General features: G+C 66.5%; 17 protein-coding genes and 2 pseudogenes. 9 read left to right on the top strand and 10 right to left on the bottom strand.

All coding sequences use genetic code 11. The features are described from left to right. Positions 1–56: 56 nt before the first annotated feature. Positions 57–410: a hypothetical protein gene (locus ACNI65_RS19700; RefSeq protein WP_416758839.1), complete on the bottom strand. Its 354-nt coding sequence runs from the start codon at positions 408–410 to the stop codon at positions 57–59. Between the two features lie 755 nt (positions 411–1,165). On the opposite strand from ACNI65_RS19700, the gene ACNI65_RS19695 reads away from it, so the two are divergent. The 4 genes from ACNI65_RS19695 (at position 1,166) to fdhD (ending at position 6,514) form a co-directional block, all read left to right on the top strand. Continuing rightward, positions 1,166–2,836, top strand: coding sequence for an OFA family MFS transporter (locus ACNI65_RS19695; protein WP_416758838.1), 1,671 nt, complete (start codon positions 1,166–1,168; stop codon positions 2,834–2,836). Between the two features lie 159 nt (positions 2,837–2,995). Next, positions 2,996–5,353 (top strand): FdhF/YdeP family oxidoreductase, encoded by a 2,358-nt coding sequence (locus ACNI65_RS19690; protein WP_416758837.1) that lies wholly within the window; start codon positions 2,996–2,998, stop codon positions 5,351–5,353. Between the two features lie 10 nt (positions 5,354–5,363). Continuing rightward, a complete protein-coding gene (locus ACNI65_RS19685) occupies positions 5,364–5,657 on the top strand; it encodes a hypothetical protein (protein WP_416758836.1) in 294 nt (97 codons plus the stop codon). Beyond that, positions 5,654–6,514 (top strand): formate dehydrogenase accessory sulfurtransferase FdhD, encoded by an 861-nt coding sequence (fdhD, locus tag ACNI65_RS19680; RefSeq protein WP_416758834.1) that lies wholly within the window; start codon positions 5,654–5,656, stop codon positions 6,512–6,514. Before ACNI65_RS19685 ends, fdhD begins: the two co-directional genes overlap by 4 nt. A gap of 34 nt (positions 6,515–6,548) precedes the next feature. On the opposite strand, the gene ACNI65_RS19675 is transcribed toward fdhD, so the two are convergent. From ACNI65_RS19675 to ACNI65_RS19650, 6 genes and pseudogenes are all read right to left on the bottom strand, one after another. Beyond that, a complete protein-coding gene (locus ACNI65_RS19675) occupies positions 6,549–7,160 on the bottom strand; it encodes a hypothetical protein (RefSeq protein WP_416758833.1) in 612 nt (203 codons plus the stop codon). Between the two features lie 144 nt (positions 7,161–7,304). Further along, positions 7,305–7,439 carry a hypothetical protein gene (locus ACNI65_RS19670; protein WP_416758831.1) on the bottom strand — a complete coding sequence of 45 codons (135 nt, stop codon included), beginning with the start codon at positions 7,437–7,439 and terminating at the stop codon, positions 7,305–7,307. Then, positions 7,424–7,645, bottom strand: coding sequence for a hypothetical protein (locus tag ACNI65_RS19665; protein ID WP_416758829.1), 222 nt, complete (start codon positions 7,643–7,645; stop codon positions 7,424–7,426). The genes ACNI65_RS19670 and ACNI65_RS19665 overlap by 16 nt, the downstream gene beginning before the upstream one ends. Beyond that, a pseudogene (locus tag ACNI65_RS19660) lies at positions 7,642–8,595 on the bottom strand (ABC transporter ATP-binding protein). The gene ACNI65_RS19665 and the pseudogene ACNI65_RS19660 overlap by 4 nt, the downstream one beginning before the upstream one ends. Beyond that, positions 8,592–8,732 (bottom strand): annotated as a pseudogene (locus ACNI65_RS19655) (secretion protein HlyD); the annotation flags it as partial. The pseudogenes ACNI65_RS19660 and ACNI65_RS19655, both read right to left, overlap by 4 nt. A gap of 155 nt (positions 8,733–8,887) precedes the next feature. Continuing rightward, the gene (locus ACNI65_RS19650; RefSeq protein WP_416758828.1) at positions 8,888–9,736 is read right to left on the bottom strand and encodes a hypothetical protein; all 849 of its coding nucleotides are present in this window, start codon (positions 9,734–9,736) and stop codon (positions 8,888–8,890) included. Positions 9,737–10,031: 295 nt separating this feature from the next. Here ACNI65_RS19650 and ACNI65_RS19645 point away from each other — a divergent pair, with 295 nt between their 5' ends. The 3 genes from ACNI65_RS19645 (at position 10,032) to ACNI65_RS19635 (ending at position 12,049) form a co-directional block, all read left to right on the top strand. Continuing rightward, on the top strand, positions 10,032–10,733 hold the full coding sequence (locus tag ACNI65_RS19645) for an SDR family oxidoreductase (protein WP_416758826.1): 702 nt from the start codon (positions 10,032–10,034) through the stop codon (positions 10,731–10,733). 162 nt (positions 10,734–10,895) lie between these two features. Further along, on the top strand, positions 10,896–11,351 hold the full coding sequence (locus tag ACNI65_RS19640; protein ID WP_416758825.1) for a hypothetical protein: 456 nt from the start codon (positions 10,896–10,898) through the stop codon (positions 11,349–11,351). A gap of 11 nt (positions 11,352–11,362) precedes the next feature. Further along, positions 11,363–12,049, top strand: a complete 687-nt coding sequence (locus ACNI65_RS19635; RefSeq protein ID WP_416758823.1) for a hypothetical protein — start codon at positions 11,363–11,365, stop codon at positions 12,047–12,049. A 68-nt stretch (positions 12,050–12,117) separates the two neighbouring features. On the opposite strand, the gene ACNI65_RS19630 is transcribed toward ACNI65_RS19635, so the two are convergent. Continuing rightward, the gene (locus ACNI65_RS19630) at positions 12,118–12,561 is read right to left on the bottom strand and encodes a DUF3806 domain-containing protein (protein ID WP_416758821.1); all 444 of its coding nucleotides are present in this window, start codon (positions 12,559–12,561) and stop codon (positions 12,118–12,120) included. A gap of 198 nt (positions 12,562–12,759) precedes the next feature. On the opposite strand from ACNI65_RS19630, the gene ACNI65_RS19625 reads away from it, so the two are divergent. Beyond that, a complete protein-coding gene (locus ACNI65_RS19625) occupies positions 12,760–13,206 on the top strand; it encodes a hypothetical protein (RefSeq protein WP_416758819.1) in 447 nt (148 codons plus the stop codon). A 470-nt stretch (positions 13,207–13,676) separates the two neighbouring features. Continuing rightward, positions 13,677–15,038, top strand: a complete 1,362-nt coding sequence (locus tag ACNI65_RS19620; RefSeq protein ID WP_297525175.1) for a M48 family metalloprotease — start codon at positions 13,677–13,679, stop codon at positions 15,036–15,038. A gap of 708 nt (positions 15,039–15,746) precedes the next feature. Here the strand turns inward: ACNI65_RS19620 and ACNI65_RS19615 are convergent. Both ACNI65_RS19615 and ACNI65_RS19610 read right to left on the bottom strand, forming a co-directional pair. Then, complete coding sequence (locus ACNI65_RS19615) at positions 15,747–16,151, bottom strand: hypothetical protein (RefSeq protein WP_416758818.1); 405 nt, start codon at positions 16,149–16,151, stop codon at positions 15,747–15,749. Beyond that, a complete protein-coding gene (locus tag ACNI65_RS19610) occupies positions 16,135–16,821 on the bottom strand; it encodes an HNH endonuclease signature motif containing protein (protein ID WP_416758817.1) in 687 nt (228 codons plus the stop codon). The genes ACNI65_RS19615 and ACNI65_RS19610 overlap by 17 nt, the downstream gene beginning before the upstream one ends. Between the last annotated feature and the right edge of the window lie 116 nt (positions 16,822–16,937).

The raw sequence follows: 16,937 nt of genomic DNA, 5'->3' as shown, positions 1-16,937 counted from the left end.
GAGGCTTTCAATCAGGGGTCAGGTGCGGGCGAGGCACGACGGGGTGATCACGGGGATCAGTTGCGGTCGGCGCGCGGGGCCGGTTCGCCAGCGCTGGTCGGCTCAGCCGGCAGCGGTTCCGAAGCCTGCGGCTGCTGGCTCTGGTACTGGTCGGCCGATTGCGGCTGGGTCTGCTGCGACTGCGCTTCAGGCTGCGTCTGCTGCGCCGGAGCGTTCGGGTCGGTCGACTGGGTCGACTGGTCCGCCGGGGTCATCGTCTGATCGGCGGGCGGCTGCTGTTGATCAGCCGGCTGCACTTGCGCTTGCGTCGCGTCAGCCGAGTTCTCGACTTGGGCATACGCCAGACCCAGCACGCTGGCGAAAGCGGTCAGGGCAACAGCACCGGTCACGAGGGATTTGGTCGCGTTCATTGAGTCTCTCCTTAGGGCTTGAGGGCCGATCGGTGGAGATCGGTTAGGACCTACTGTGGACCGTCAACCGGGAGGTTTTCGTGGGCAGAGGTCGCGAGGTCTTGTAGGACAAACGGCAGGTTGCACCCCGATACATCCGCGTGTTCATCGGGGCAAACGGGCATCCCGCGCTTTTCATCCCGCTGTCGCCGCACATGCGCGACCCGGCCTTCGCGTGTCGCGCGCCCAAGAAAAAACCGGACGGCCTGGGAAGGCGGTCCGGTGAAGAAGGCGCTGATGGACGCCTTCGAAGACGGGAGACACGGTCGCAACAATAGGCATAGACCCGAGACGAAAAAATGTGTGACTGGACAACGCACCGTTGTGGCGCCCTCAACAATCGCGTCCCCTCCAAAGCGCCCATGAACACGGAGTGCGGTGCGCCAATCGCCCAAAGTACGTATCCCGAATGCGTGTACCGCCCAACGCCCAATAGGCACCGGCTGTCGGTTTCGTGCGATAGATGTCCGTTTGCTATGTGTGGTTGTCAAGGGATGTCAATGACTTGCGTCAAGATCGCGCCCGCCGCGAGCGTTCTGCCGCAACTCTTTCCGTCGGTAACGTCAATCCCCTGTCTTCACAGGACGTTGACGCCGATAGGGACAGAGACGCCAGAACACGGGACACGGTCGATCCAGGCCGGTTGAGGGTTCGGAACTGGGTCGTCATTCAGCGGGCCGCGTCGCGGCCGCCATTCATTGTTTGAGGAGGACCTCATGTCTACTGTGCTGACCGACCCGAGCGTCGGATCCGCCGGCTCGAGCTGGCTGGACAAGGAGCGCACCATCGCTGCTCCGGGCTTCAACCGCTGGCTCGTGCCGCCGAGCGCGCTGGCCATTCACCTGTGCATCGGGATGGCCTACGGCTTCTCGGTCTTCTGGCTGCCGCTGTCCAAGATGCTGCAGACCGCCGGCGCCGGCGCCGCCTGCGGCAAGGACGTGAGCTTCTTCGCGCAGCTGTTCACCACCGAGTGCGACTGGAGCGTCGCCACCCTGGGCTGGATGTACACGCTGTTCTTCGTGTTCCTGGGCTGTGCCGCCGCGATCTGGGGCGGCTGGCTGGAACGCGCCGGTCCCCGCAAGGCGGGTCTGGTGTCGGCCGTGTGCTGGTGCGGCGGCATGCTGATCTCCGCGATCGGCATCCACACCCACCAGTTCTGGATGATGATCCTGGGCTCCGGCGTGATCGGCGGCATCGGGCTCGGGCTGGGCTACATCTCGCCCGTGTCCACGCTGATCAAGTGGTTCCCGGACCGCCGCGGCATGGCCACCGGCATGGCCATCATGGGCTTCGGCGGCGGCGCGATGATCGGATCGCCGCTGGCCGTCGAGCTGATGAAGCACTTCGCCACCCCCACCGACCCGGGCGTGATGCAGACCTTCGTCGTGATGGCGCTGATCTATTTCGTCTTCATGGTCGCGGGCGCGCTGGGCTACCGCGTGCCGCCCACCGGCTGGAAGCCGGCCGGCTGGACGCCGCCCGCGGCGCAGGTCAACAACGCCATGATCACGCAGCGCCACGTGCACGTGAAGAAGGTGTGGGGCATCCCGCAGTTCTGGCTGGTGTGGATCGTGTTGTGCATGAACGTGTCCGCCGGCATCGGCGTGATCGGCATGGCCAGCCCGATGCTGCAGGAGATCTTCGGCGGCTCGCTGATCGGCGTGGACCTGAAGTTCTCGGACCTGGACAAGACGCAGCTGGCCGCGATCGCCGCGATCGCCGGCGGCTTCACCGCGCTGCTGAGCCTGTTCAACATCGGTGGCCGCTTCGTGTGGGCGTCGCTGTCGGACAAGCTGGGCCGCAAGATGACCTACACGGTCTTCTTCGTGCTGGGTGGCCTGCTCTACGCGAGCCTGCCCAGCAGCGCCGCCGCGGGCCACAAGCTGGCCTTCGTGGGCGCGGTCTGCATCATCCTGTCGATGTATGGCGGCGGTTTCGCCACCGTGCCGGCCTACCTGGGTGACCTCTTCGGCACGCAGATGGTGGGCGCGATCCACGGCCGTCTGCTGACCGCCTGGGCCACCGCGGGCATCCTGGGCCCGGTCGTGATCGGCTACATGCGCGAGTACCAGCTGGGTCTGGGCATCCCGCGCGAGCAGGTCTACAACCAGACCATGTACGTGCTGGTGGGCATGCTGGTGATCGGCCTGATCGCCAACCTCATGATCCGCCCCGTGGCCGACAAGCACTTCATGACCGACGCCGAACTGGCCGTCGAGAAGAAGCTGGCCCACGAGAAGGCCGCCGCGTCGGAAGTCGGCGCCGGTCCCGGCGCGGGCAAGGCCACGCCGGGCGTGCTGGTCGCGCTGGCCTGGCTGGCCGTCGGCCTGCCGCTGGCCTGGGGTGTCTACAGGACCCTGCTGACCGTGGCCAAGTTCTTCAACTGAGCTTGACCGCATGACCTCCGGTCGGCGCGGCAACGCCCGACCGGCTAGCATCACCCTCGCCCCGGCGGCCGTCCTCACCAGGACGACCACGGGGCGACGCCGTTTTCTGGCTTCGCCTCGGGCGATGACCGGACGGAAAGTACGAATCCGGAGGACTCGATGAGCGAGCAGAAGATCCATTTCTACAAGGGACCGGCGGGCGGCTGGGGCGCGCTGCGCAGCGTCGCCAAGCACCTGCAGCAGCAGGGCGTCGCGGTGAAGGGCGCCAAGACCTTGTTGTCCGCCAACCAGCCCGACGGCTTCGACTGCCCGGGCTGCGCCTGGCCCGACCGGGATCACCGCTCGACCTTCGAGTTCTGCGAGAACGGCGCCAAGGCGATCGCCGCCGAGGCGACCGCGCACCGCGCCACCGCGCAGGTGCTGGGCGGACACACCGTCAGCGAGCTGGCCGAGTGGTCCGACTTCGACCTCGAGAACCTGGGCCGCATCACCGAGCCGCTGGTCTACGACGCGACCATCGACCGCTACGTGCCCATCGCGTGGGACGACGCGTTCGAGCTGATCGCCGCGCGGCTCAACGAGCTGAAGGACCCGAACGAGGCGATGTTCTACACCTCGGGTCGCGCCAGCAATGAAGCGGCCTTCCTGTATCAGCTGTTCGTGCGCCAGTTCGGGACCAACAACTTCCCCGACTGCTCCAACATGTGCCACGAGCCCAGCGGCCAGGGCCTGAAGCCGACCATCGGCATCGGCAAGGGCACGGTGACGCTGCACGACTTCGAGCAGGCGGACGCGATCTTCATCTTCGGCCAGAACCCCGGCACGAATCACCCGCGCATGCTCGGCGAGCTGCGCGAGGCGTCCAAGCGCGGCTGCAGGATCGTGAGCTTCAACCCGCTGCGCGAGCGCGGCCTGGAGCGCTTCGCCGATCCGCAGGACAAGATGGAGATGGCGACGCTGGGCAGCACGCCGATCTCGACCAACTACTTCCAGCTGCGCATCGGCGGCGACATGGCCGTCATGAAGGCGCTGTGCAAGCGCGTCTTCGAGCTCGATGACGCGGCCGTCGCCGCTGGCGGCGAGCGCGTGCTGGATCTGTCCTTCATCGCCGAGCACACGAACGGCATCGAGGAATTCGAAGCCAGCATCCGCGCCGAGTCGTGGGAAGCGCTGGAAGCCGAATCGGGCCTGTCGCAGGAGCAGCTGTGCGCTGCGGGCGACCTGTACGCGCAGGCCAAGCGCGTGATCATCTGCTGGGGCATGGGCATCACCCAGCATCAGCACTCGGTGGCGACGATCCAGCACATCGCCGCGCTGCTGATGCTGCGCGGCAACCTCGGCCGCGAGGGCGCGGGCGCCTGCCCGGTGCGCGGTCACTCCAACGTGCAGGGCGACCGCACGATGGGCATCTACGAGAAGCCGCCCAAGGCGCTGCTGGACCGGCTGGGCCAGGTCTTCGGCTTCGAGCCGCCGCGGGAGAACGGCTACGGCACGGTCGAGGCCATCCAGGCGATGCTCGACGGCAAGGGCAAGGTGTTCATCGCGCTGGGCGGCAACTTCGCCGCGGCGACGCCGGACACGGTGGCGACCTGGAAGGCGCTGCGCTCGACCGACCTGACGGTGCATGTCACCACCAAGTTCAACCGCAGCCACACCATCCACGGCAAGGAGGCGCTGGTGCTGCCCTGCCTGGGCCGTACCGAGATCGACATGCAGGCCACCGGCCCGCAGGGCGTGACGGTGGAGGACTCGATGAGCATGGTGCACATCTCCAGCGGCATGAACGCGCCGGCCTCGGAGCACCTGCTGTCCGAGCCGATGATCGTGGCGCGCCTGGCCGCGGCCACGCTGAAGGGGCGCTCCGACGTGCCGTGGCTGTGGCTGGTCGAGGACTACGCGCGCATCCGCGACAAGATCGAGGAAGTCTTCGACGACTTCAAGGGCTTCAACGAGAAGATCAAGACGCCGGGCGGCTTCCGGCTGCGCAACACGGCGTCGGAGCGTGTCTGGAACACGCCCACCGGCAAGGCCAACTTCATCACCCACCGCCTGCCGACCGACACGCCCTTCCACCTGGCGCAGGAGCGCGCGCGCGAGCACAAGACCGTCGTCTTCAACCTGGCCACCGTGCGCTCGCACGACCAGTACAACACGACGATCTACGGCATGGACGACCGCTACCGCGGCGTCTGGGGCCATCGCCGCGTGGTCTTCATCAACAAGGAAGACCTCAAGCAGATCGGCATGAAGGCGGGTCAGTGGGTCGACCTCACCAGCGTCTACAGCGACGGCGACACGCGCCGCGCCGAGAAGTTCGTGCTGATCGAGTACGACATCCCGCGCGGTTGCCTGGCGAGCTACTTCCCGGAGACCAACAGCCTGGTGCCGTTGAGCAGCATCTCCATCGGCGCGGGGACGCCGACGTCCAAGTCCATTCCGGTGGTGCTGACGCTGCGCCCGCAGGACGAGCCGCTGCCGCAGGCCGAGGCCCGCTCCGTGGCGGACGCGCGCGCCTGAGGTCGCTCGCATGAACCGTGCGCCGCCGGTCGCCGCTGAGAACGACGACGTGGCCGTGCAGGCCCGTCTCGCGCTGGAGACGCTGGCGGAGCTCGATGCGGGCAACGGTGTCTCGCTGCCGCGGCTGGCCAAGCGCACGGGCCTGCGCGTGAGCGTGCTGTTGCGCCTGTACACGCTGATGAGCGAAGCGCGCGTCGGCGACGAGCAGGGCCCCGGCTGGGTGCGCCTGCACGTCGACGAGGACGGGCGCTGGATCGCGCGCATCACGCCGGCCGGACGCGGCGATGAGGAGGCTCAGCCATGAACGGGACGTGTGATCTGCCGGGCGGTCGCGACAGCCAGGACGACAGCGATGACGACGCGCCGCTGCCGGCGGCGCTGATCGGCGTGACGCCTCGGCGCCTGGGCGCCGCGCGCGCCGCCGATGAGGAATTCGTCGCCGAGGAAGTGCCGGTGGCGCTCGAGTACAACGGGCTGTCGCACGCGGTGATGCTGGCCACGCCGCTGGATCTGGAGGACTTCGCGCTCGGCTTCTCGCTGACCGAGGGGCTGCTCGGATCGGCGGCGGACCTGCTCGACGTGGAGGTCCGCGCCCGGCCGAACGGCATCGCGTTGCAGTTGCGGGTGACCGCGCGTTGCGAGGCGCTGCTCAAGGAACGCCGCCGCAGCATGGCCGGTCGCACCGGCTGCGGGCTCTGCGGCACGGACAACCTCGATCAGGTGTTTCGAGCGCCCGGCACGCCGGTGCCGCCGCTGCCCGCGGCGCTGGCCGACGAGTCCGCGCTGGTGGCGGCGCTGTCGCGCGCGATGCGGGAGCTGGCCGCGGCGCAGCCCCTGCAGCAGCGCACCGGCGGCATCCACGCCGCGGCGTGGTGCGGGACAGCGGGCGAGGTCCTGCTGGTGCGCGAGGACGTCGGCCGGCACAACGCGCTCGACAAGCTGATCGGCGCGATGGCCAAGGCGGGCATCGATGCATCCTCGGGATTTGCGGCGGTGACCAGCCGCGCGAGCTTCGAGATGGTCCAGAAGGCGGCGATCGCCGGCATGCCGATGCTGGCCGCGGTCAGCGCGCCGACGCACCTGGCGATCCGCACGGCGCAGGCCTGCGGACTGCGGCTCGCGGGCTTCGTCCGCGAAGGGCGGGCGACGCTCTACGCCTGAGGCGTCTCGCTCAGGGCGCGTCCGGTGGCGCGCGTCAGAACTTGCAGCCCATGCCCAGCTGGGCCATCACATCGACCTGCGCCGAGCCGTCGGCGCGCTTGCTCAGCTTGGACGGCATGCGGAAGCGCGCAGCGCATTCGGTCGCGTCCAGGCCGAGTCCGCGCAGCATCTGCTTGGGGCCTTCCATGCCGATGCTCAACGCGTGATGCGCGCGCTTGGGCGGCGGCCCGATGGGCGCGCCCTCGCGCGGGAGCTCGATCACCTTGATGTCGAGTCCGGGATGCAGCATCACGCCGGCACCGTTGGCCGCGCGCGAGTCCGGGGTGGGTCGGAGTCGAGCGCGCAGCGCGGCCAGTGAGGCCTGCAGGGCCAGAGGCGGACGAACGGGCGGTGGCGCCGCGGCGTCGACCTCGCTGATGGCGGGAATCGCCGCGCCGGGCGCCAGCGCCGTGGGCGTCGCGCTCGCCGTGGCGCCGGACAGGGTGGCCATCGCGAGCGGCGTCGCGTCGAGCGGTGCACTGGCGGGCGGGCTCGCCTGGCTCCAGGCCGCGCCGACGGTGCCGAGCACGGCGCCGGCGAGGAGCCGGCGTCCCGTCGCCACGAGCCGGCGCGAGGGGCCGGTGTCGTGGATGCAAGGGTGTTCCATGGTGTCCTCCAGCCTCCTGACCGCGTGCGATCACGATGCGCCGGGGCGCTGAAGGTCGCCTGAAGTGCGGCTGAAGCGCGGCTGAAGCCGGGGTGGGGCTTTCCCCCGTGGACATGGGGGATCCGGGCGGTCCGGCCCGCTCGTCTAGTCCAGCGTCTGGATCAGGAACTGCACCTCGCCGTCCTCGACCATCGCCTCGCCATCACGTTCCGACGCCGGCCGGGCCTGGACGCGGAAATAGCCGCTCTGCTCCATCGCCGCGATCAGGCTGCGCGACATCGGCCCGCGATCCTGGGTGACGACGCCGTCGGCAGCCCTTTGGGATCGGTGTTGATCGCGTACCCGAACAGCAGCAGCTGCAGGATGGGCACGCCGACGGCCATCGCGAAGGTCGGCCGGTCGCGCAACATCTGCTGGACCTCCTTGATGAAGATCGCGAGCACGCGCGCGAGGCTGAAGCGCCGATCGACGCGGGGCCCGCTCACGACGCGGCCTCGAAGTTGTCGGGGGTGCGGCTGATCAGGCTGATGAAGACGTCCTCGAGGTTGGCCTCCGCGCGTTCCCAGCGCAGGCCGTGGCTCTGCTGATTGCCCTCGCGATGAGGCGCGATCGCGCGTTCGAGCGCGGCCTCGTCCTGTCCGGCGACATGCAGGCTGTTGCCGAAGGCCGCGACGCTCAGCACCCCATCGGCGCCGTTCAACCCGGTGGAGATCTCGGTCAGCCGCTGCGGATCGTCCGCGCGCAGCGCCCAGACGGTGAGCCCCGCCTAGTCGATGATCTCGCGCTGCGTGCCGCGCGCGAGCAGCCGGCCGTAGGCGATGTAGGCCAGCTCATGGCAGCGCTCAGCCTCGTCCATGTAATGCGTGGAGACCAGCACCGTGATGCCGTCCGCCGCGAGCCGATGGATCTCATCCCAGAAGTCGCGTCGCGCCTTGGGATCGACGCCCGCGGTCGGCTCGTCGAGCAGTAGCAGCCGTGGATCGTGCAGCAGGCAGGCCGCGAGCGCCAGGCGTTGCTTCCAGCCGCCCGACAGGGCGCCCGCGAGCTGATCCTTGCGCGAGCTCAGGCCCAGCCGATCGAGCGCCTCGGCGACGCGGCGCGCGCGGTCGTCGAGCTCGAAGAGGCGGGCGACGAAGTCCAGGTTCTGCCGGATCGACAGGTCTTCGTAGAGCCCCAAACGCTGCGTCATGTAGCCGACCTGGCGCTTGATCTCCCCGGCCTGATGGCGCATGTCCAGTCCCAGGCAGGTGCCTTCGCCCTCGTCGGGCGTGAGCAGGCCGCAGAGCATGCGGATCGTGGTCGTCTTGCCGCTGCCGTTGGGGCCGAGGAAGCCGCAGATGCGGCCACGGCCGAGCTGGAGGTCGACGTGGTCGACCACGGTCCGGGTGCCGTAGCGCTTGGTCAGGCCGCGGACGTCGATGGCGAGATCCGTCATCGTGGCGTGCCCTCGCCGGCGCGCACCTCCAGCGGCTGGCCCGGATGCAGGCGCGTGGCCTGCGATGGCTCCGGGCGGGCCTCGACGAGGAAGACCAGCCGCGCGCGTTGACTGTTGGAGTAGATCACCGGCGGTGTGCCGCGTAACCCGACCAGGCGGGCGGGCGTTCATCGCCGCAGGCGGCGAGCAGGGGGGGCAGGGTCGTCAGGGCGATCCATGCGAGCAGGCGCGGCAAGTACCTCGGGGGGACGCAGGGCATCGGCACGATCTCCGGCGGCGGGCGTGGCCGTGATTATTGACCCTTGCCGGCGCATGAGTCCTGGATGGGAGGCAGACGTCTGGGAGCGATCGGGACATGGGCGAGGTGCCGGGACCTCCGACCGCGCTCGAGGGGTTGGAATACACCGTCCAGGTGAGCCTCCAGTGATCGCGACGGCAATCCGAGGGCACGCTCGGTCGTCCGCCTGTTCCGGAACAGCGCCTGCAGGACGGGCGCGGCTTCCTGGATGCGTCGCAGCAGGAGGTCATCGACCCGACGGGATCCTTGCGCAGGCCAGTGTCCATCGATGGGAAGGAGGCCGTCGAGCCTCGGCAGCTCGATGCCGAACAGGCGGTCGCAGCTCTGGGGCATCGTCGCGAGCTGACTGACGGTGGCGGCGCGCAGTCGCACGGAGGCCGGGCCGCACGTGGCTTCGGAGGCGAGCAGCGCGGACAGCGAGGGCGCGAGCATCTGGGCGAGCGTCTCGAACAGCCCGTTGGGCAAGGGCTGGTCGGGTGTGAACGGCGAGAGACAACCGTGATCCAGCCGCCACCCCGAGAAGGTGTGCGACGGATGGGCGATGCCGCCGGTGAGGACGAAGCCGCTGCCTGCCCGGATGTGCGCGGGAAGCGCATCGGTTGGGCGCGAGGTCACATGCAGGGCCAGGTCGCGGGGGAATCCGGGCATCTGACGAAGCGCGGCCAGCAGCGCCGCGACCAGCTGCGGTTCATCGCCGGGCGGACACCATCGATCGGGCTCGGCGAGCGCGCTCAGCAGCGCGCGATGCGAAGCGCGGGGTGCGGCGGGATCCAAGGGCGGAATCAGTTCCTCCGCGATGAGGTCGGGCGGCATCCATCGGAAGACATTGAGCGGGAAGGACATCGGCAAGCGGGCGGGCGGGAAGGCGCGCTTCGTGGCGGCGATCGATCAGCGGGTTCTCGGCTGGACCATAGAGCCATTCCTCCGTCTCTCCAAGGGAGGAGGCGACGGTCCGGGTGACGCGGCATCGTGGCCCTGGACTGCTCGCGCGACACCCCGATGCGGGCTCGCGCCGATCGACGACGGCCCTTCGCGCATCAGGGGCAAAGGCCGGGCTGTCCGGCGTTTCAATGATGGTCGACATTACATTAATCATGTCGACTGAAATTGAAACAGCACAACTTCTGAAGGACTGATCATGGATTTCAAGAACACTGTCGCCTTCGTCACGGGCGGGAATCGTGGCCTCGGCAAGAGCTTCGTCAAGGCGCTGCAGGCGGCGGGCGTGAAGAAGATCTACGCCGCGGCGCGAGACCCGTCGTCGATCGACCTGCCGGGGGTGACGCCGGTCAAGCTCGACGTGACGAAGCCGGATCAGATCGCCGCGGCGGTGCGGGCGGCGGGGGATGTCACGCTGCTGATCAACAACGCGGGCATCACGCGCGGATCGCCGCTGCTGGGCGAGCACGCGCTGACAGCGCTGCGGGATGAGTTCGAGACCAACGTCGTCGGGCCGCTTGAACTGACGCGCGCGTTCGCGCCGGTGCTCAAGGAACACGGGGGCGGCGCGGTGGTCAATGTGCTGTCGGTGCTCAGCTGGCTCAACCTGACGGGCGCGGCGACCTACAGCGTGTCGAAGGCGGCGACGTGGTCGGTGACCAACGGGTTGCGGCAGGAGCTGAAGGATCAGGGGACGGCGGTGCTGGGGCTGCATGTGGGATTCATGGACACCGACATGACGTCGGGCATCGATGCGCCGAAGGCCGATCCGCTGGATGTCGCCCGGCAGGTGCTGGACGCGCTGGCGGCGGGCAAGGACGAGGTCTACGCCGACGAGATGACGCGCGCGGTCAAGGCCGGGCTGTCGGCGGAGCAGGGGAGTTATCGCGGCGGGGTGTGACGCGGCTGGCCCGCGAGCGCGAGGGCTTGACGCGCGTGTCGCTGCCCGGGCGGCGATCGTGTGGACAAGTTGACGTTCCGCCGGCGCGTCCCCCGTCTGCGCGGGGTGCGCGCGCGTTGGGGGCGACTCGTACATTGCGCGGCTCTCATGGAGTCGCCTCGAATGTTGCTGAACGCCGCCCGCCTGCGCCTGATCGCCGGCACCAGTCTGATGTTGGCGCTGGCCGGCTGTGCCACCGGTCCCGCCTTTGACAAGCCTCTTGTCGCGCCCGCGGCGCAAGCGCAGGTCTACCTGTACCGCCCGTGGCAGTTCCCGGGTGGTGCGGCGTCGCTGAAGCTCTTCGTCGATGGCGCACCGACGGAGCTCACGCTGCCCAACCGCTCCTGGCAGCGCGTGGTGCTGGCGCCGGGCAGCCATGCCTTCGGTCTGACCGAGTACCTGAACCAGTTCTCCTGCGGAGGTGCACGCGTCGACCTTCAGGCCGGCCAGACGGTCTACCTGGCGGTCGATTTCACGCTGACCGGCACGGGCACGGTGAATCACCTGTCGTGCGTGCTGGTGCCGCGCGATGAGGCGCAGGCGCTGAAGGACATGGCCGGCCTGCCGCTGTCCAAGTGAAGGGGACCCGCATGCAACGGCTCCTTCCCTTGACCGTGGTGACGGCCTTGCTGAGCGCGGCGGTCGCCGCGCACGCGCAGGTGACGGTGCCGGAGACGCTGGAGTTGCGGCGCCTGGACGCAGCGGACGCAGCCGCGTCCATCAGCGAGTGCATCGGCCAGAGCACGACGGCGGTCGCGGAGCGCTTCATCAAGGAGGGCACGGGATGGTTCAGCACGCCGGGCTCTCGTCAGTTGTCGGCGTCGACGGGCAGCGGGGTGGTGATCTCGTCGAGGGGTCAATGGGCCTGCATCCGGACGAGCCCGATGGGTTTCCCGATCTGGCCGCTGGAGACGATGGCGGACACGGTCGTGCCCGTCAACGCAGATCCGGTGGCGGTGCGGGACTGGCAGCGTCACTTGCTGGAGCGTATTGCCGAGCGGGGCACTGCGCGTGGACTGCTGGTCTTCCCGAACGGGAACGCGATGCAGCTGGACTTCACCGCGCAGGCGGGATCGGCGCTGTACGTGGTCTACACACGGACCTTCATCAAGGCCGGGGATGTCGATGAATCGAGCGCGCATGCCGTCCTGCGGGATCCGTCGATCTCTGGCGTGAAGGTGTCGGACGACCAGGATCCGAAACGACCCGGGCATCCTGGGCACCTGGCGATTCCGTTTGATCGCTTGCAGGGCAAGCCGCAGGTGAAGGCGCCTTGAAGGGGCGTCGGCCTCGCTGGAGTTGAGACCGGCGAGGGTCGTGCGTGGAGGTGCGCAGGGAAGGGCGGCTACGCGCCTTCGGAATCGAGCGCTGCCTCTTCAAGGAGCATGCGGATCTCTTGGGCCATGAACGCGAGGTCCATCCGTTCGCCGCGCTCCACGCGCTTCCAGAGCATGGTGGGCGCCGCGATCGAGATCGGCATCGATCGGAACTGCAAGGCGGCGCTCGTCCCTGACTGGTCGGTAACGAGTCGCCATTCGAGTCCAGGGATGCTGGCTGCGAGCGCATCGCCGAATGCCACGCCAAGCGCCACCCAAGCGTCGAAGTTGGCGTGCTGCACGTCCTCGTGCTCCACGAGGGTTTGAAGCACGGCCAGGTCGGCCTCTGACTGTGTCAGACGGCGCCCATTCGCCAAACGCTCCGCCAGGTCTGCAACGAAGTTGCGAGCCTCGGCAAACTCTTCAATCACTGGCGCGGACAGGGGCGTGAAGGACAGGGCAGGAGTTGACATGGATGGGTGCGTTGGAGCGATGTTGGCGTTGCGGTAAGAGCTTAGATGAGCGGTGATGCATGAAGCGAAGCTGCTGTGCAGCGGAAGCGGACATTGGAATCGCAGGTTCGACGGGCTGCATCCGGCCACAAGCCGACCCCGGCGGGTGACCGGTTTGGGGTACGCTGGCAGTCCAATCCGAGACACCGCTTGCTAGCTATGTCCGACACCTACCTACGTTATGTCCCGAGCACGCCATCGTTCGAGCCTGATAGAGATGTTGCATCGAGGGCCGAAGAGTTCGCTCGCCGTGCGATGGTCGCTGAATCGGTAGCTTCGATGTTGGCTGCATCAGTCGAATTCGTGGACGCAGGAGAGAACTGGGAGGGGGTTCGATGCCCGAAGTGCGGGGCTGATGCGGAGTCCTGGTGGGGCGATGCGATGTCGTCAGCGGCCGAACACGGCTTCGAGAATCTAAACGTCCAAGCGGGTTGTTGCGGTAGCCAAGTCGGACTTGACGAATTGCACTACGGCTGGCCAGTTGCATTCGGACGCTTTGTACTTGAGGTCGCAAATCCAACGGTGCGAGGGATGTCCGAAGAACAGCTGAACGAACTCGGGTCGATTCTTGGCTGCCCGGTTCGTGAGGTCCAATGCCGGGTGTGAACGCAAGCTGCCGACCGTCATCTGGCGACCAACTTCCGCTTCCAGCCTGAAGCGGACATCGACGCAAGCAATCGAAATCCTAGCGAGATGACGTGCGAATGAAGAAGGGGCGGAGACATTTCCCCGCCACCGTGTTGCTCGCGCGGCTCGGCTAAGTGCAGTCGCTCAGAGGCATGTCCTACTCCGCCGGTTTGGGGCGAGCAATTACGAGAGCCGGCGGTCTTGACTGTGCCGGGAGCAGCCGGTGACAAGGCCAGCCAGGGCGCCGACATCTACCGGACTTGCTGCGTTCGACCGGAAGGGTTGGCCAAAGCCCGCTGGCGGCGATTGGGGTGGAAGGGACACGAACTTCATTCGGACAGCGCCCTCGCTTGGGCAGTTGGTCCCGGCCGTTGGCCGCTTCGTCGCATGCCGCGCGTCGCCGCGGTGTGTGTTCAGGAGACTCAGCGCTTTGCCGCAGAACGCCACCCATGAACGCTCCAACTCTTCTGCCGGCGCTGACGCGCCGCATTGGTCTCGTACTGCTTCTGTGCTGTCTGCAGCTCGGCGCGCCCGTGCGTGCGGCGGAGTTTGATAGAGCACACATCCAAGCCGGCGAAGACGGCGTGCGCGCGCCGCTGGACATCGCACCGGTCGATGATGCCTGGTACTCGGCGCTGCCGCGCGATGCCGAGCTGGCCACTCAGGCCTACCTCAAGCGCCTCCCCAAGGAAGCGGTGATGCGCTCCAACGAATACGAAGAGGGTGGCTACTGGCTGCAGCTTTGGGAGTTCCTGCTTGCCCTCGCCATCACCGCCCTGATGCTGCACGGCGGCCGCTCGGCCCGCGTGCGCGATTGGGCGCAGCGCGTCGGTCGCCATGCCCTGCTGCGCGACGGCCTGTACGGGGGCGTCTATGGCTTGGCCAGCGGGCTGCTGCTGCTGCCACTGAGCTTTTACCGTGGGTACTGGCGTGAACACAGCTATGGCATGTCCACGCAGACCACCGTTGAGTGGTGGGGCGAGTGGATCCTGACCCTGGGCGTCGAGGTAATCGGCACGGCGGTGGCGGTGGCGCTGCTCTATGCCGTGTTCCGCCGAGCCGGCGAGCGCTGGTGGCTCTGGGGCGCAGCTGCCTGCTCCGCATTGCTGGCGTTGTTGCTGCTCGTCACTCCGATCCTGATCGATCCGCTGTTCAACACCTACAAGCCGCTGGCGCACGGTCCGGTGCGGGACGCCGTGCTCAAGATGGCGCAGTCCAACGGCGTGCCGGCTGATGAGGTCTACGTCTTCGACGCCTCCCGCCAGACCCAACGTGTCAGCGCGAATGTGAGCGGTCTGGGCGGTACGGCGGCGGTGCGACTCAACGACAACCTGCTCAATCGCACGTCGCTGCCGGAGATCCGTGCCGTGATGGCCCATGAGCTGGGCCACTACGTGCTCAACCACGCGCCTAAGATGCTGATGCAGTTCGGTCTGCTGATCCTGTTCGGATTGCTTTTCTGCAACTGGGCCATGCGCCGGCTGTTTGCGCGCTCTGGGCACCGCTGGGGCACGCAGGACGTAGCCGACGTGGCCAGCTTGCCACTGCTGACCGCCGTGTTCTCAGTGTTCATGCTGGTGGCCACACCAGTGTTCAATAGCATCATCCGCATCCAGGAGATCGAGGCCGACCGCTTTGGCCTGCATCTCGCCCGCGATCCACACGGCTTTGCCGAGGTAATGCTGAAGCTTTCGGACTACCGCAAACCCGATCCGGGGCGCCTTGAGGAGGTGGTTTTCTTCCACCATCCGAGCGCCCGGCATCGGATTCACGATGCGATGCGCTGGAGGGAGGCGATGGGGACGCCCTGAGGCATTGGCCGCAGCGCCGGGCCGGTCTGCGTATCCATTGGCCGACGCCCGACGCGGGCTTTGGGTCGGGACCTCCAGCTCTTAGCTCTTGAAATCTGTCGCTGACCCGGCCGCTGCTCTGGTTCATGGTCGCCCCAAACGTGGGCGTGGGCAATTGGACGGTCCTGGGGGCCAGCAACCGTTCAGCCGGCGAACCGTTCAATGACCGATGCCGCAGTTATCAAGCACTGGGTGACGAAATTTGGCTGCCAGTAGCCAGCCTGGAGCGGCCGTCGGCTTTGCAGCGGGAGCGGTCCTTCGACTTGCCGAACTCAGCGCCTAGAAGCGGTCGTTCAACGTTCGAGCTAACCGGCCTGCGGAGGCGAGCGCCGTAAGCCCGGGCTGAGATGATGCATGAAATGCCTCAGCCCGAGCTTACGGTGCTTGCCGTAGCGGGTCGGGTTGAGCGAGGGGTTAGCCCTCTGAGCGCCTCGCTAAACGGGACTGCGCGTGCGAGAAATGAAGTCGGTTGCGCGTTGCTCTGATGGGGTCAAGAACGTCGCGTGGACGGGCAGCCCATACGCGGCTGCCAAGTCGTCAACCATTGGGCGGTGATATGTATACGCAAGCTCCGGTGGACAGAATTCAGGGTCATACACCACCAAGATGTCGAGATCATTCGGCGCCTGAGAATTCAGGATTGATCCAAACAAAAACAGAGTCGACCGCTCAGGGATTCTTATACGCATAGGTTGGATTGCCTTCGTGATCCTTTTTGTAGTACTTCTTGGGTTTCGTCCAATTCAGGGCGCCGAAGAACTCGCTTGTATTGAAGATCCCGATTCCGTTTTTCCACCCATACTCCTTTGCCTCTGCGGTGTAGCCGTTCCAGTTGCCACCTGTGACGATGTACTCAACATCAGGGAACTCTGCCTTGGCCTTAAGAACGGCTGCAAGCCCGAGGCTGTACTCGTCTAGGAGCAGTGTCTTCAGGGTCGTTCCGTTGTGTAGCGCGATACTGAAGACGATGTCCTGAGTCCTGATCACTCCTTGGACCTTGTCGTGGCCGGCGAGGGCTTGCTCAAAGAACGTGATTATCGAGAAGGACACACCGCAGTTATTGAAGTCCGGCATAGCGATTCACAAGTTGTTCAAAGGCAGGTGGGAAGCGAGGAACACCCTCCGTACGCGTGTGGCAGTTTCGTTCAAAACCCTCGGCATGTTCAATGAAGGCTGCACACACGGGATAGTCGGCGAGATCGACAAAATCTTGGTTCTGCTGGATCAAACCGATGATCTTTCGGTTGTTGGGAACAACTGTGTCGAGCTTTCTCAGTTCCCAGATCTGAGCAGAATTACTTAGCGGATTCCTCTTTGCTTCGTCTGACTCTGGTCCGTACTGGGTCCACGTTGCCTTGTTGATAATAAGAAGCCGGGCAATCGTTTCGCCCAGAGTCTTCTTGTCAGGTTGTCGTGGGCTCTGGAATGACCTTCTGACTCGATCTTCATGCGCAGTTTTCCACTGGTGAATCATTTCAGCAGGGAAAGTGCCTTCTGGTGCCTTGTCGATTTCAGTATGGTGCGTCGGGCAAAGCAGTATCAAGTTCTCATAGGAATCAGCGCCACCTTCCGCTTGGCCACGCGGGCCGCCGGGCTGCTTTGCTATGACATGCGCCATCTCTCCTATGACGGTCGGATCGTTGGCGTCTAGAAAGCGGATGCACTCCTGTTCGCAGCCAGGGCGCGAGCACCGTCCAGCGGCGAGCCCCCACAGCTTCTTTATGTCCTTCTCTGGGATAGGCATGTTGGTTCTTTGAGAGGGCTAACGAATGAAAGGGACGTCCCCGTCCCGAACCAGCCGCTTTGCGGCAAACGGCAACTAGGTGCCACGATGGAAAGTGCGGTTTCTCATCAACTCAT

The organism is Roseateles sp. So40a, assembly GCF_048081605.1.
Taxonomy (GTDB): Bacteria; Pseudomonadota; Gammaproteobacteria; order Burkholderiales; family Burkholderiaceae_C; genus Roseateles.
The sequence above is the reverse complement of the archived record's forward strand: the minus strand, read 5'-3'. Positions and strand labels throughout refer to the sequence as shown.